Below are 13950 nucleotides of genomic sequence, written 5' to 3'. Positions count from 1 at the left end.
TACAAATTCTTGCGACAAACCCTGCATTTTACCCGTAACATTTCGGCAGAATGAAGCTTCCGGGTTTTTGCCAAGGGGGCTTGGAACCTTGCGCCTTCCACCCTATCGAGGGTGGATCATGCATTCCCCCCATCACCCGCCCCCAGCGGCGAGCGCCACCCAGCCCGCGATGCGGCAGACCCTGGCGCGGTTTCTGCCCTATCTATGGCCGGCGGATCGACCCGACCTGAAGCTGCGCATCTGCGGGGCGATGGTGATGGTGCTGCTCGGCAAGGCAGCCGTGCTGTCCATGCCCTTTGCCTACAAGGCCGCCGTCGACCGGATGACGATCGACGGCACCACGATGGCGATGGCGGCAATGATCGCGGTGCTGGCCTATGGCGCGGCCCGGCTGGGATCGGTGCTGTTTGATAATCTGCGCAACGTGGTGTTCGAACGGGTCGGCCAGGAAGCGACACGCACGCTGGCCGAGAACGTGTTCGTGCAGCTGCACAAGCTGTCGCTGCGCTTCCATCTGGCGCGGCGCACCGGCGAGGTCACCAAGGTGATCGAGCGCGGCACCAAGAGCATCGATGTGATGCTGTATTTCCTGCTGTTCAACATCGCCCCGACCGTGCTCGAGCTGATCGCGGTGCTGGTGATCTTCTGGATCAACTTCGGCGTCGGGCTGGTGCTGGCGACGATCGCGATGGTCGCAGCCTATATCGCGTTCACGCGGATCGTGACCGACTGGCGCAACCATCTGCGCGAGACGATGAACACGCTCGACGGCAAGCAGCTGGCGCGCGCGGTCGATTCGCTGCTGAACTACGAGACGGTGAAATATTTCACCGCCGAGGAGCGCGAAGCCAAGCGCTATGGCGATGCCGCGCGCACCTATGCCAATGCGGCGGTGAAATCCGAAAACTCGCTGGCGCTGCTCAACGTCGGCCAGTCGCTGATCACCAACCTGATGATGGCCGGCGCAATGGCCTATACCATCTGGGGCTGGAGCCGCGGCCAGTTCACCGTGGGCGACCTGGTGCTGGTCAACACTTTGCTGATGCAGCTGTTTCGCCCGCTCGATCTGCTGGGCATGGTGTACCGCACCATCCGCCAGGGCCTAGTCGACATGGCCGCGATGTTCGACCTGATCGACACGCCCGCCGAGATCGTCGACATACCCGGTGCCCCCGCGCTCAACATTGCGCTCCCCTCGGTCGAATTCCAGAATGTCGACTTCGGCTATGATCCCGACCGGCAGATCCTGCACGGACTGAGCTTCAAGGTCGAACCGGGCCAGACGCTGGCGCTGGTTGGGCCCTCGGGCGCGGGCAAATCGACGATCGCGCGGTTGCTGTTCCGCTTCTACGATCCGCAGGGCGGGCGCATCCTGATCGGCGGGCAGGATATCGCCAAGGTCAGCCAGGCCTCGCTGCGCAAATCGCTGGGCATCGTTCCGCAGGACACGGTGCTGTTCAACGACACCATCGGCTATAATATCGGCTATGGCCGCGAAGGTGCGAGCCAGGAAGAGATCGTGCGTGCGGCGCACGGCGCGGCGATCGGCACCTTCATCGAATCGCTGCCGCGCGGCTATGATACCGAGGTCGGCGAACGCGGGCTCAAGCTTTCGGGCGGCGAAAAGCAGCGCGTCGCGATTGCGCGCACGTTGCTCAAGAACCCGCCGCTGACGATCTTTGACGAAGCCACCTCGGCGCTGGATAGCGCCACGGAGGCCGAAATCCTGGGCACCCTGGGGACGCTGGCGGAAGGCCGCACCACGCTGGTCATTGCGCACCGCCTGTCCACCGTGACGCATGCCGACAGCATCCTCGTGCTGGAGCAGGGCCGCGTTGCCGAACAGGGCTCGCACCGCGAACTGCTGCGGCGCGGCGGGCTGTATGCCGCCATGTGGGAACGCCAGGCACAGGAGCGCGAAAAGGAAAAGGAAGAGGCGGTCGTGTCATGACGGGCCTGGCCGCATCGATTGCCGCTGCGGCGCTGCTGTTCGCGTCGTCGCAGGGCGATGGCAGCGAGCCGCGGGGCCCTGCACCCACCGGCGCGTGGACCGACATGTACGGCGATGCCCAGCACCCCGGCGCGTCCTACCGGGTGCGGCTGTTCGTGCATGCCGCGCAGGCCTGTCTTCATTTTGCCGGCGAAGAGGCGTATGACGCACAGCGCGCGGCGTTCCTCAATGCCATGATGGACGAGACATGCGCCGGTCTGGAGCAACGCTATCGCGCGATCCTGGCCGATCCTGCGACCGATGCGCTCTCGCGCGCGCTGGTCGAACGACACTGGGAGCCTTTGCGTGATTGAACCGCGATGGATGGCATGGACGCTGGCCGGTGTCGCGCTGGCGCTGGGCGGCTGCAAGGACCGCAGCCAGTCCGAACGATCCCCCGTGCAGATGCCGCCCATCCTGGCATCGTCCGCATCTGCTCCCCTGACCCCTGCCTCAATGACCACGAAAGAGAAGCCCATGTTCACACCGCTCACCGACGATATTCAGGTTTCTCCGCAGATTTCGGTCGACCAGATTGCCGTTGCCAAGGCGCAGGGCGTGACGCTGATTATCAACAACCGCCCCGATGGCGAAGATCCCAGCGCACCGCAGGGTGACGAGATCGAGGCGGCCGCCAAGGCGGCGGGCATCGATTATGTGTCCATTCCCGTCACGCACGCAGGATTTTCCGCCCCGCAGGTGACCGCGATGATCGCGGCGCTGGACAAGGCTGAGGCCGATGGCGGAAAGGTGCTGGCCTATTGCCGCTCGGGCACGCGCTCGACGCTGTTGTGGTCGCTGGCCCAGGCCAAGCAGGGCGCTAACCCTGCCGAGCTGACGAAGGTGGCGGCCAATGCCGGCTATGACCTCAGCCCCATCCGCCCGATGCTCGATGCGCTTTCCGGACAGGTGGAATAACGCACAATCCGCTCTCCGGCGTGTCAGCGGGTTCGACACGCGGCTTATGGTTAACCGGATGATAACCCTATTGTGACCATCCTTCCCCATTCCGCTGCGGGTCCTCCGTCGCGGGAAGGCAAGGAGAATGGGGCATGGCCAGCCATCCCAGCGCAGCGTCCGGCAATTCCGCAGCGGCATTGACGCTCGCAGAACTTCGTGAATTTGCGAGCTTCTCGCCCGCAGCGCAGCGTTACATCAAGCGCGCGCTCGACATTGGCCTCGCGCGCGAGGATGCTTTCAAGCGCTGGGCGCGCAATGCCGAGGAAACCGCCTCGATCCGTATGCACTATCTGGTCTATCAGGACCTGAAGCTGCTGCGCGGCAATGTGCCCGATGCGCCGCACGAGGACGGCTTCGAACATTTCATGGCGCTGCTCGTAAGGCTCGCCGCCTTCGATCTGGCGCAAGGACGGATCGAGAGCTTCTCGACCTTCCGTTTTCTATACGAACGCCTGTTGGGCGCGGACGTGCGCCCCTGGCTGCCGTCGGCCTATTGCGCCGCTGCTGCACTGCCGCAAATCCAGCCCGATCGCCGCAAGATCCTGCTCCAGTCGATCAGCGAGGCTGCCGCCACCGCTCCGGGCTGGTCGCTGCGCGCACCGGTGTTCTTCCCCGAATGGGTCGAATGGGTGAGCGGCGACGCCGCGCATTGAGGGTTTGCGCTAGACACCAAGGTTGGCGCACACGTCCCTCGACTTCGCTCGGGACAGACGGAAGTGTAAAGCTCTCCGACCATTGGGCAGACTTGCGCCTACCTCCCCGAGTTCCCGAGCGAAGTCGAGGGACGTCGCGCGCGCCCTAAGTCAGCTCGTCCCCACCAAAGCCCCCAGCACCACGCGCCGATAAATTCGCGCGAGGGCATCAAGGTCCGCAATCGCCACAGCCTCATCGAGCTTATGCATCGTCGCGTTGCACAGGCCGAATTCCACCACCGGGCATATCCGCGAGAGGAAGCGCGCGTCGGACGTGCCGCCGGTGGTCGAAAGCTCTGCCTCCAGCCCGGTTTCGGCGCGGATGGCGTCCACGATCATCGCAGATAGCTCGCCCGGCGGGGTGAGGAACGCCTCGCCCGAGATTTTCGCCTCCACCGTGCCCCCCATCGCTTCGGCAACGCTGCTGATCAGCTCGGTCAGCGATGCACCGCTGTGCAGGTCGTTGAAGCGGATCGAAATCCGCGCTTCGGCCGCAGCGGGGATGACGTTGTGCGCAGGGTTGCCCACCGCCAGATCGGTGATCTCGATGTTGCTCGGCTGGAACCAGTCGGTGCCCGTGTCCAATGTGATTCGTTCGATCTCGGACAGGATCGCGACCAGCTTCGGGATCGGGTTGTCGGCCAGATGCGGATAGGCGACATGGCCCTGCTGGCCTGCCACGCGAATCCACATGTTGACGCTGCCACGCCGCCCGATCTTGACCATGTCGCCCAGCCGCGCGACCGATGTCGGCTCGCCCACCAGGCACAGGTCGGGCACATGGCCCTGCGCCTGCATCAGGTCGATCAGCGCGCGCGTGCCGTAGATCGCGGGGCCTTCCTCGTCGCCGGTGATGATCAGGCTGATCGTGCCGGCCTCGCGCGGAATGTCGGCGACGGCTGCAACGAAGCTCGCGATCGAACCCTTCATGTCGACCGCGCCGCGGCCGTGCAGCAGGTCCCCACGCACTTGCGGTTCGAACGGATCGCTCGCCCAGCCCAGGCCCGGCGGCACGACATCCAGATGCCCGGCAAAGGCGAAGTGCCGCCCCGGATCGCCCGCAGGCCGCCGGATGGCGTGCAGGTTCTCCACCGGCCCATCGGGCGCCTCGCCACAGACGAAGCGCGTCACCGCAAAGCCCAGCGGTTCCAGCATCGCCTCCAGGCAGGCGAACACGCTGCCAGTGGCAGGCGTCACGCTTTCGCAGGCGATCAGGCGGCTGGCGAAGTCGAGAGGGGATGCGGCGAGGAGTGCGGTATCGGTCATGGCAGCTTTCCATTCGGTTCGTAGCGCATTAGCATCGCGACATGCCCAAAGTCGACCTGCAAGCCGTGCCCCAGACCAACGCCACCGGCTATCCCGAGCACCTCGCCGATGTCGTGGAGAACCGCTGGTACCGCCGCCTTGCCCCCGCCACGGGCCTCACCGACTTCGCCGCCAGCCATGTCGTGCTGAAGCCGGGCGCATGGTCGGCGCACCGCCACTGGCACGAACGCGAGGACGAACTGCTGGTGATCGTCTCGGGCAGCGCGGTGCTGGTCGACGATTCGGGCCGCACGCCGCTCGTTGCAGGCGATATCGCCGCCTTTCCCAAGAACGACGGCAACGGCCACTGCCTGATCAACGAAAGCGATGCCGACTGCGTGTTTGTCGTCATCGGCCAGAGCGTTAATGGCCCGTGCCATTATCCCGATGTCGACATGCATGAATTTGGTGGCGGCGACAAACGGCGGAGCAGCGGCGAGCCGTTCAAGGCGCGCTGAGTTTCATCGCGCAGCCAGCATCGCTCGCGCCCTCTCAACCCCTCCCCCTGGCTTTGGCCCATCGGGCCAACATGCGCGCAGGGCCGCGCTCGGGATCGCGTAATCGACACGGCCTGTGCGCGTGCAGGCAGTTGACCGCACAGAAAAAACGCCCCATAGGCTAATGCGAATCGCTTGCATTATCATTAGAGGGGATGCCATGACACGTTGGTTGAGTTCGGCAGCCGTGATCGGCTTGTGCGCGGCGCAGGTTTCGGTCGGCGCACAGACCATGCCGCGCGCCGAAACCGAAGCGCTGGACGATGCCGCCGGGGCCGACGGGCGAACCATCATCGTCTCGGCAACGCGCACCCCGATCACCATCGACGATGCTCCCGCCACTGTGTCTGCAAAGACCGACGAGGAGATTGCCGACGAACTGGCGACCGACATCAAGGATCTGGTGCGGTTCGAGCCGGGGGTCAGCGTTCGCCGCCAGCCGGCGCGCTTTGGCGCGGCGCTGGGAACGACAGGCCGGGCGGGCAACGAGGATTTCACCATCCGCGGAATCGGCGGCAACCGCGTGCTGATCCAGGTCGATGGCGTGCGCGTCCCCATGGGCTTCAATTTCGGCGCCCAAAGCGTGGGCCGGGGCGATTCGGTCGATATCGGCCTGGTCAAGTCGGTCGAGATCCTTCGCGGCCCAGCTTCGGCACTGTATGGCAGCGATGGCCTTGCCGGGGCCGTCAGCTTCACGCTGAGCGACCCCGAGGACATCCTCAAGGGCCAGCAGGTCGCAGGGCTGGTGCGCAGCCAATATTCGAGCGCGGACGAGGAATTCGCCCAGACTGCGATTCTGGCGGGCCGCACGGACGACGTGTCCGCTCTCGTCTCTTACAGCCGCCGCGATTTCCAGGAGCTGGAAAACCGGGGCACCAACGACGTGCTGGGCGCCAATCGCACGACCCCCAATCCGCAGGACGGGCACAGCAATGCCGCCACCGCGCGCATCGTCTGGGATCCCGCCGGTGGCCACAAGCTGCGACTGACCGGCGAATATCTCGACAATGCGATGGTGACCGATCTGCTTTCGGGCCGGTCTGCCACCATCGACAATCTGGTGGCGCGCGATACTGGCAAGCGCTGGCGCATCGCGGGCGACTGGATCTGGGAGGGAACCGGCGCGCTCGAGATGGCGCGGGTCAATGCCTATTGGCAATCGGCCAAGGACCGCCAGTTCACCCAGGAAGACCGCACGCCGCTGGCCGACCGCACCCGCGACAACAGCTTCGACAACCGCGTCTATGGCCTCGCCGCCGAGGCCCGGCTGCGCTTCGCCACCGGGCCCTTGCAGCACAAGCTGGTGTTCGGCGGCGATGCCAGCTGGACCCGGCAGCAGGGTGTGCGCGATGGTACGGTCCCGCCTGCCGGTGAGACCTTTCCCTCCAGCGCCTTTCCGGTGACCGATTATACGCTGGCCGGGCTGTTCGTGGGTGATGAAATCAGCGTCGGGCCGCTCACGCTGTTTCCAGCGCTGCGCTTTGACCATTATACGCTGAGCCCGCAGGCCGATGCGCTGCTGCCCGCAAGCTTTGTCACCACCGGCCAGTCGGGTGAGCGGGTCAGCCCCAAGATGGGCGCAGTGCTCAACCTGACGCCAGAGGTGCGGCTGTTTGCCAATTATGCCCAGGGCTTCCGCGCGCCCGAGCCCAGCCAGATCAACCAGTTCTTCGAGAATCTCGCGCAGGGCTATACCTCGCGCCCCAATGCCGATCTGGGGCCGGAGCGCAGCGAGAGCATCGAGGGCGGCATCCGGTTTGTCAGCGATTCCGTCAGTCTCAGCGCCACGGCATTCAGCGCGCGCTACAAGGATTTCATCAGTCAGGAAGTGGTCGGCGGCGCCTTCACCCCCGCCAATCCGGCGATCTTCCAATTCATCAATCTCGACCGGGTGAAGGTCGAAGGCGCCGAGGCTCGGCTGGAACTGCGTGATGCAAGCGGCCTCAACGGTCAGGTGGCACTGTCCTACGCCAAGGGCGATGTCATCGATCCGCAGGCGGGGACACAGGTGCCGCTGGCCACGGTCGATCCGTTCAAGCTTGTCGCCGGGATCGGCTGGCGCGACCCGCAGGGGCGCTTTGGCGGACAGCTGATCGCCACGCACAGCGCCCGCAAGTCCGAAGCGCGCAGCGCAGGCGTCTGCACGCCATCGTGCTTGCGTCCCGATGCGTTCACCATCCTCGATGCCACCGCCTTCGTAACCCTCGGACCGGTGACGCTGCGCGCGGGCCTGTTCAACCTCACCAACGCCACATACGCCTGGTGGGCCGATGTGCGCGGCCTTGCCAGCACCACCACGATTGCCGACGCCTTCACCCAGCCGGGGCGCAACGGAAGTGTTTCGTTGACTTATCGCTTTTGATTCGCAAAACTGTTAGCAATACAAGGAGAGGTTTTGACATGAACCTGAAGATCGTCTCGCTTGCCACCGCCAGCCTGTTCGCCCTGGCCTCCACCGCCGCCCTCGCTCACCCGCCAATCGCCGAGCGCCCCGCGCAGGAAGAGGATGCCGCCTTCGCAGCCGACCGCGCCGACATTCTGGCGATGGCAGGCAATTTCAAGGTGCGGTTCGACATGCAGGAAGCAACGCCCTGGCAGCCGGACTATACCCCGCTCGACCGCAAGATCTCCGGCGGTCACGAGGTCGTCCGCGTGATCGAGGACACCGGTCGCCGGATCGTGCTGCAGCACATTCTGGTGTCCGAGCACGAGGGCAAGCCGCACATCACCAAACACTGGCGGCAGGATTGGGAATATGAGCCCGCCAAGGTGCTGGTCTATTCCGATCGCAATGCCTGGACCTGGGAGGACGTGCCCGAAAAGATGCGGCGCGGCCGCTGGTCGCAGACCGTGTGGCAGGTCGATGACAGCCCGCGCTATGCCGGTTGGGGCCAGTTCGAGCAGCAGGGCGGCCTGCGCCGCTGGCGGTCCAACTGGACCTGGCGTCCGCTCGCCCGGCGCGATGCGGTTCGCAACCCCGCGTACGACCGCTATTACGCGATCAACCGCCACCAGCCCACGCCCGATGGCTGGGTCCATTGGCAGGACAATATCAAGATGGGCCTGAAGGACGGCGCGCTCCAGCCGATCGTGCAGGAATATGTGCTCAACAGCTACGTCAAGTTCGATGGCTACAACGTCAAGGCGGCGGATGATTACTGGGCCGCGACCAACGACTATTGGGCGGCCGTGCGCGCGGCGTGGGACAGGGTGGCCACCAGCAAGGGAGGCATTGCGATCCAGGAAGAGGCGCAGGCCGGGACGGTCATCAGCGCCCGCCTGCTGACCATGGCCGACGAGATTGTCGAGGGCAGACTGACGGTAGGCAAGGCAACGGCCGAAGCGCTCAAACTGATCGACGAAAATACCCGGATGGCAGGTGCACGGCGGGTCGCGAGCACCGGTCAATAAGGGTCGGCGCTCCGCCAATTGCCGGGCGGAGCGCCGTCATTCCCCTGCCCTGTTCACTGGACATGGCAGGGCAGGGGATGATGGTTCAATGATCGTGCTGTGCGAGTGCGGCGAGCACATCCTCCAGCCGCGCCGGATCACCCATCGCAATGACGCGGCCATCGCTGCCCTTGTGCAGCGGATCACCGTTCCAGTCGCACATATGCCCGCCCGCGCCCTCGACGACGGGAACCAGCGCCGCAAAATCATGCAGCTTCAGGCCGCTCTCGCACACCAGATCGACCGAGCCTTGCGCGACCAGCGCGTAATTGTAGCAATCCCCGCCCCAGATCAGACGGCGCGTGTCGCACTGCTTGGCCAGCGCCATGAAGTGCATCGCGTCATGATCGCTGAACAAATGCGGGCTGGTGGTGGCGAGCACGGCATCCTCGATATCGGGGCAGAGCCGCGCCTTGACCGGCTGGCCATTGAAGGTGGTGCCGCGCCCCGTCGCGCCGACCCAGCGTTCGCGCCCGATCGGCTGGTCGATCACGCCCAATACCGGCCATTCCTCGGCGATCAGCGCGATCAGCGTTCCGAAGATCGGCCGCCCGGCGATGAAGCTGGTGGTGCCGTCGATCGGATCGAGCACCCACACGCGGCCCGTCGAGCCCGGCTTTTCGCCATATTCCTCACCGATCACGCCGTCGCGCGGCGCTTCGGCGTCGAGGATCGCGCGCATCGCCGCTTCCGCCGCGCGATCCGCCTCGGTCACCGGCGAGGCATCGGCCTTGCGGTCGGTCGTGAAACTGGAACGGTAGAAGGGCCGTATCGCCTCCCCCGCCGCTTCGGCCAGCCGTTCGGCCAGCGCTATGTCTTTGCTGTGAATCATGGCTGCGGTGCTATCGCGTCGCAGCGCGATTGGCCAGACTGATCAGGGTCGGAATGCGGCGAGCGCCCTGACCTCTTGCGCCGACAGCACGATGCCGAAAGCATCGGCCAGCAATGTGCGCATCGCCTCCGGCCCTGCAATCTGCACCTTTTCGGTCCCGTCCGCGCGCTGGATGCTGAACAGGTCGTTGGTGATCGATTTCAGGCCATCGCGCACGACCTGGCTGACCAGCACGTTCTGGATGAAGCGGGATTGCGGGGCGGTGGCCGTCCAGTGGTTCGACATGGCGATATCGGCTGGCATCGCCACATCATCGGTAAAGCTGTATTGCGCGCGGCATTGACCGTTAAAATGCCGTTCGAGCATCCAGCCGAATGCAGGGTCGCGGCGCAGGCGGTGGACCGCACCGTCATTGCCCGCAGCTTGCGTGCCCTCGGCCAACCTCATCGCCGGGACATGCCCGCCACCGAACCCGGCATCGGCCAGCCAGCGTTCGCCATCGATGAGGACCGCCAGCACGATGTGAGTCCGCGGCGGCACCGGATCGTCCGGTTGCTGCCGGAACCAGACCCGCGCAAGCAGCGGCTCGACCTGGAAACCGGTGTCGGTCAGCGCGCGAGCGAAAATCTGGTTGAGCTCGAAGCAATAGCCGCCGCGCGTACCCGAAAGCAGCTTGTCGGCAACGGCATCCGGTTCGATGTCGACTCCGCGCCCGAGCCGGGGGTCGAGCGCATCATAGGGGATCGCGAGCCGCTGCGCCCATAGCAGCGCGTTCAATCCGGCGAGGTTGGCATCCGGCCTTTCGGACAGTCCAACCCGCGCCAGATAGCGTTCCAGAAAGCCGGCCAAGGCTGGTCGTCAATCGAACAGGCTGGAGACCGAGCTTTCATCAGCGATGCGGCGGATGGCTTCACCGATCAGCGCCGCCATCGGCAGCGTGCGGATCCGGTCGGATGACGCCACAGCATCGGTCGACTGGATCGAATCGGTGATCACCAGTTCCTTGAGCGCGCTGTTGTTGACCCGCGCCACCGCGCCGCCCGACAGCACGCCATGCGTGACATAGGATACGACATCGACCGCGCCGGCATTCTTCAGCGCCTCAGCCGCGTTGCACAGGGTGCCGCCCGAATCGACGATATCATCGATCAGGATGCAGAATCGGCCTTCGACATTGCCGATGATGTTCATCACTTCCGATTCGCCGGGCCGTTCGCGACGCTTGTCGACGATGGCCAGCGGAGCGTTGTCGAGCCGCTTGGCCAGCGCGCGCGCGCGCACCACGCCGCCGACATCGGGCGAGACGACCATCAGCTGGTGCTCGCCGAAGCGCGCCTGGATGTCCGCAGCCATTACCGGCGCAGCATAGAGGTTGTCGGTCGGAATATCGAAAAAGCCCTGGATCTGGCCGGCATGCAGATCGACCGACAGCACGCGATCGGCGCCCGCGGTGGTGATCAGGTTGGCGACCAGCTTGGCTGAGATCGGCGTGCGCGGGCCGGGCTTGCGGTCCTGCCGGGCATAGCCGAAATAGGGGATCACTGCGGTGATGCGGCGAGCCGAGGCGCGCTTCAGTGCATCGATGCAGATCAGCAGTTCCATCAGGTTGTCATTGGCCGGATAACCGGTCGACTGGATGACGAACACATCTTCGCCGCGCACATTTTCGTGGATTTCGACGAAGATTTCCTCATCGGCAAACCGCCGCACAGAGGCATCGGTGAGCGGAATTTCAAGATAGGCGCCCACGGCGCGTGCCAGCGGCAGATTGCTGTTGCCAGAAAGAATTTTCATGTGACCGTGCTTCCCCTTGCCCTGCTCGAACGGGGTCGCCTTAGCCAGATGCCCCGCAAACCGGAAGATGAAACTTTGATGAAAGGCCCAAGTGACCGTCAGCCAAGGCAAAATTGGTTGCCGCCCCTGTGGCCAGCCCCTATTCCGCAGCGATGACCGACCGGCTTATCATCACCCTCGTCCAGTGTTCGCAGACCATTGGCGACCTGTCCGGCAATGCCGATGCCATGCTCGCCGCGCGCGCGGCGGCGACCGACAGCGACCTGATCGTCTTTCCCGAGCTGCAACTGATCGGCTATCCGCCCGAGGATCTGGTGCTGAAACCCGCATTGATCGCGCGCGCCGGAGCCGAGCTGGAGCGGATGGCGGCCGCGACCGGCGATGGCGGTCCGGCGATGCTGGTGGGCAGCGTCTTCCAGCGCGAGGGGGCGCTGTATAACGGGCTGGCCTTGCTCGACGGCGGCCAGATCACCGCCATCCGCCTGAAGCACGAATTGCCCAATTACGGCACGTTCGATGAAAAGCGCCTGTTCGCCTCGGCCCCGCTGCAGCCGCCGGTGCCGTTCCGGGGAACGATGCTGGGTCTGCCTTTGTGCGAGGATATCTGGTTCCCCACCGTGTGCGGACACCTCAAGGCGATGGGGGCGCAGCTGCTGATCGCGCCGCACGGCAGCCCTTACGAGATCGCGAAGGATGACCGCCGCCTGCATACGGTCGCACGCGCCCGCGTCGCCGAAACCGGGCTGCCGCTTGTCTTCCTCAACCGCATCGGCGGGCAGGACGAACTGGTGTTCGATGGCGCCTCGTTCGTGGTCAACGCCGATGGCTCGCTGGCGCATCAGCTGCCCGATTGGGAGGCAGCCACCGTTCGCACCGAGTGGACCAGGGGCGAACGCGGCTGGAGCTGCGCGCCCGGCGATATCCACGCGCTCGATCCCGAACCGCAGGATGTCTATCACGCGATGATCGTTGCCTTGCGCGATTATGTGAACGCCAACGGCTTTCCCGGCGTGGTGCTGGGCTTGTCGGGCGGCATCGACAGCGCGCTGTCGGCTGCCGTGGCCGTCGACGCGCTGGGGGCCGACCGGGTGTGGTGCGTCATGCTGCCCAGCCGCTATACCAGCCAGGAGAGCCTCGACGATGCGGCGGAATGCGCGCGCCTGTTGAACTGCAGGCTCGACAGCATCCCCATCCAGCCCGCGGTCGAGGCGTTCGATGCGATGCTCGCCCCCAGCTTTGCCGAACGCGCGCCGGACATTGCCGAAGAAAACATCCAGTCGCGCATCCGCGCGGTGACGCTGATGGGGCTGAGCAACAAGTTCGGACCGATGCTGCTCACCACCGGCAACAAGAGCGAGATGAGCGTCGGCTATGCCACCATCTATGGCGACATGTCGGGCGGCTACAATGTGCTGAAAGACGCCTACAAGCTCACCGTGTTCGACCTGTCGCGCTGGCGCAATGCGCACAAGCCGCCGCTGGGGCTCGGCCCCGATGGCCCGGTGATGCCCGAAAGCGTCATTACCAAGCCGCCGAGCGCCGAACTACGCCCCGACCAGCGCGACGACGACAGCCTGCCGCCATACGAAATCCTCGACCCGATCCTGCACGCGCTGATCGAGGAGGAGCTGAGCGTCGCCCAGATCGTCGCGCGCGGCTTCGAGCACGATACCGTCGCACGCATCGAGCGGCTGCTGTACCTCGCCGAATACAAGCGCCGCCAGGCCCCGCCGGGCGTGAAACTGGGCATCCGCAACTTCGGCCGCGACCGGCGCTATCCGATCACCAATCGGTTCCGGACGGGGTAGACCATTTGCATCTCGTATCGTTACGCGATACAAGGTGGCTCGGGATCATCAGCTCCGCCACAAGTGCCTGCGCCTGCTTTACGAGACCGCATCGACCAAAGGGGTTCAGGCGGCGCACAAGGCGAAGTTGCTGAGCATTCTGGCTGCGCTGGATGTTGCGATGTCGCCGAACGAACTCTCTTTGCCGTCGTACCGGCTGCATCCGCTCAAGGGCGATATGGCAGGTCATTGGTCGATATGGGTAAACGGCAACTGGCGCGTGACATTTCGGTTTGTCGGGTCGGATGTGGAACTCGTCGATTATCAGGATTATCATTGAGGCAGATTGAGATGATGAAAGCCCCTCCCCACCCCGGAACCATGCTGCGCGATGACGTTATCGTCCCGCTCGGCCTTGGCGTAACCGAAACAGCCCGCAAGCTGGGCATGTCGCGGGTGGCTTTGTCGCGCGTTATCAATGGCCGTGCAGCGATCAGCCCTGACCTTGCTATCCGGTTGGAAAGCGCAGGGGTGAGCACCGCCCGGTTCTGGATGGGCTTGCAGGCGAACTATGATCTTGCCATGGCCCGCGAGCACGGCCAACCGGCTGTGGAACCGTTGCAGACAGCAGCGTGAACCCGCC

Annotated in this window: 14 protein-coding genes; 10 read left to right on the top strand and 4 right to left on the bottom strand. The window is 64.9% G+C overall.

Annotated features, from left to right (window positions below):
* The first annotated feature begins 118 nt into the window (after positions 1–118).
* The 4 genes from D618_RS0111905 to D618_RS0111890 all read left to right on the top strand — a co-directional run bounded on the left by D618_RS0111905 (position 119) and on the right by D618_RS0111890 (position 3603).
* Positions 119–1951, top strand: a complete 1833-nt coding sequence (locus tag D618_RS0111905; protein WP_040370641.1) for an ABC transporter ATP-binding protein/permease — start codon at positions 119–121, stop codon at positions 1949–1951.
* On the top strand, positions 1948–2304 hold the full coding sequence (locus D618_RS0111900) for a hypothetical protein (protein WP_017671747.1): 357 nt from the start codon (positions 1948–1950) through the stop codon (positions 2302–2304). Before D618_RS0111905 ends, D618_RS0111900 begins: the two co-directional genes overlap by 4 nt.
* Positions 2305–2467: 163 nt before the next feature.
* Entirely contained in the window at positions 2468–2908 is a 441-nt protein-coding gene (locus D618_RS0111895; RefSeq protein ID WP_026091607.1) for a TIGR01244 family sulfur transferase, read from the top strand.
* A 134-nt stretch (positions 2909–3042) separates the two neighbouring features.
* Positions 3043–3603 carry a hypothetical protein gene (locus D618_RS0111890; RefSeq protein WP_017671745.1) on the top strand — a complete coding sequence of 187 codons (561 nt, stop codon included), beginning with the start codon at positions 3043–3045 and terminating at the stop codon, positions 3601–3603.
* A 150-nt stretch (positions 3604–3753) separates the two neighbouring features.
* Here D618_RS0111890 and dapE read toward each other — a convergent pair whose 3' ends face one another.
* On the bottom strand, positions 3754–4908 hold the full coding sequence (gene dapE / locus D618_RS0111885; RefSeq protein ID WP_017671744.1) for a succinyl-diaminopimelate desuccinylase: 1155 nt from the start codon (positions 4906–4908) through the stop codon (positions 3754–3756).
* 41 nt (positions 4909–4949) lie between these two features.
* On the opposite strand from dapE, the gene D618_RS0111880 reads away from it, so the two are divergent.
* The 3 genes from D618_RS0111880 to D618_RS0111870 all read left to right on the top strand — a co-directional run bounded on the left by D618_RS0111880 (position 4950) and on the right by D618_RS0111870 (position 8855).
* Positions 4950–5405, top strand: coding sequence for a cupin domain-containing protein (locus D618_RS0111880; protein WP_017671743.1), 456 nt, complete (start codon positions 4950–4952; stop codon positions 5403–5405).
* A 199-nt stretch (positions 5406–5604) separates the two neighbouring features.
* A complete protein-coding gene (locus D618_RS0111875; protein ID WP_026091605.1) occupies positions 5605–7806 on the top strand; it encodes a TonB-dependent hemoglobin/transferrin/lactoferrin family receptor in 2202 nt (733 codons plus the stop codon).
* A gap of 38 nt (positions 7807–7844) precedes the next feature.
* Positions 7845–8855: a DUF6607 family protein gene (locus D618_RS0111870; protein ID WP_017671741.1), complete on the top strand. Its 1011-nt coding sequence runs from the start codon at positions 7845–7847 to the stop codon at positions 8853–8855.
* Positions 8856–8940: 85 nt separating this feature from the next.
* On the opposite strand, the gene hisN is transcribed toward D618_RS0111870, so the two are convergent.
* From hisN to D618_RS0111855, 3 genes are read right to left on the bottom strand one after another with little or no spacing between them, the layout of a single operon-like run.
* On the bottom strand, positions 8941–9726 hold the full coding sequence (hisN, locus tag D618_RS0111865; protein WP_017671740.1) for a histidinol-phosphatase: 786 nt from the start codon (positions 9724–9726) through the stop codon (positions 8941–8943).
* 42 nt (positions 9727–9768) lie between these two features.
* Complete coding sequence (locus D618_RS0111860) at positions 9769–10575, bottom strand: arylamine N-acetyltransferase (RefSeq protein ID WP_017671739.1); 807 nt, start codon at positions 10573–10575, stop codon at positions 9769–9771.
* A gap of 9 nt (positions 10576–10584) precedes the next feature.
* Entirely contained in the window at positions 10585–11520 is a 936-nt protein-coding gene (locus tag D618_RS0111855) for a ribose-phosphate pyrophosphokinase (RefSeq protein WP_017671738.1), read from the bottom strand.
* Between the two features lie 152 nt (positions 11521–11672).
* Here D618_RS0111855 and D618_RS0111850 point away from each other — a divergent pair, with 152 nt between their 5' ends.
* The 3 genes from D618_RS0111850 to D618_RS0111840 are packed head-to-tail and all read left to right on the top strand — an operon-like array spanning position 11673 to position 13943.
* On the top strand, positions 11673–13328 hold the full coding sequence (locus D618_RS0111850; protein ID WP_026091604.1) for an NAD+ synthase: 1656 nt from the start codon (positions 11673–11675) through the stop codon (positions 13326–13328).
* 34 nt (positions 13329–13362) lie between these two features.
* Positions 13363–13647, top strand: a complete 285-nt coding sequence (locus tag D618_RS0111845) for a type II toxin-antitoxin system RelE/ParE family toxin (protein ID WP_017671736.1) — start codon at positions 13363–13365, stop codon at positions 13645–13647.
* A 14-nt stretch (positions 13648–13661) separates the two neighbouring features.
* On the top strand, positions 13662–13943 hold the full coding sequence (locus D618_RS0111840) for a HigA family addiction module antitoxin (RefSeq protein WP_238550663.1): 282 nt from the start codon (positions 13662–13664) through the stop codon (positions 13941–13943).
* The last annotated feature ends 7 nt before the right edge of the window (positions 13944–13950 follow it).

It is taken from the genome of Blastomonas sp. AAP53, from assembly GCF_000331245.1.
Lineage (GTDB): Bacteria > Pseudomonadota > Alphaproteobacteria > Sphingomonadales > Sphingomonadaceae > Blastomonas.
This window is presented reverse-complemented; position numbering and strand designations above follow the sequence as displayed.

Bases quoted from the DNA above. Each gene is read 5' to 3' on its own strand.
- D618_RS0111905 (WP_040370641.1), top strand. From the start codon at position 119: ATGCATTCCCCCCATCACCCGCCCCCAGCGGCGAGCGCCACCCAGCCC.
- D618_RS0111850 (WP_026091604.1), top strand. From the start codon at position 11,673: ATGACCGACCGGCTTATCATCACCCTCGTCCAGTGTTCGCAGACCATT.
- dapE (WP_017671744.1), bottom strand. From the start codon at position 4,908: ATGACCGATACCGCACTCCTCGCCGCATCCCCTCTCGACTTCGCCAGC.
- D618_RS0111895 (WP_026091607.1), top strand. From the start codon at position 2,468: ATGTTCACACCGCTCACCGACGATATTCAGGTTTCTCCGCAGATTTCG.
- D618_RS0111900 (WP_017671747.1), top strand. From the start codon at position 1,948: ATGACGGGCCTGGCCGCATCGATTGCCGCTGCGGCGCTGCTGTTCGCG.
- D618_RS0111870 (WP_017671741.1), top strand. From the start codon at position 7,845: ATGAACCTGAAGATCGTCTCGCTTGCCACCGCCAGCCTGTTCGCCCTG.
- D618_RS0111840 (WP_238550663.1), top strand. From the start codon at position 13,662: ATGAAAGCCCCTCCCCACCCCGGAACCATGCTGCGCGATGACGTTATC.
- hisN (WP_017671740.1), bottom strand. From the start codon at position 9,726: ATGATTCACAGCAAAGACATAGCGCTGGCCGAACGGCTGGCCGAAGCG.
- D618_RS0111890 (WP_017671745.1), top strand. From the start codon at position 3,043: ATGGCCAGCCATCCCAGCGCAGCGTCCGGCAATTCCGCAGCGGCATTG.
- D618_RS0111880 (WP_017671743.1), top strand. From the start codon at position 4,950: ATGCCCAAAGTCGACCTGCAAGCCGTGCCCCAGACCAACGCCACCGGC.
- D618_RS0111855 (WP_017671738.1), bottom strand. From the start codon at position 11,520: ATGAAAATTCTTTCTGGCAACAGCAATCTGCCGCTGGCACGCGCCGTG.
- D618_RS0111875 (WP_026091605.1), top strand. From the start codon at position 5,605: ATGACACGTTGGTTGAGTTCGGCAGCCGTGATCGGCTTGTGCGCGGCG.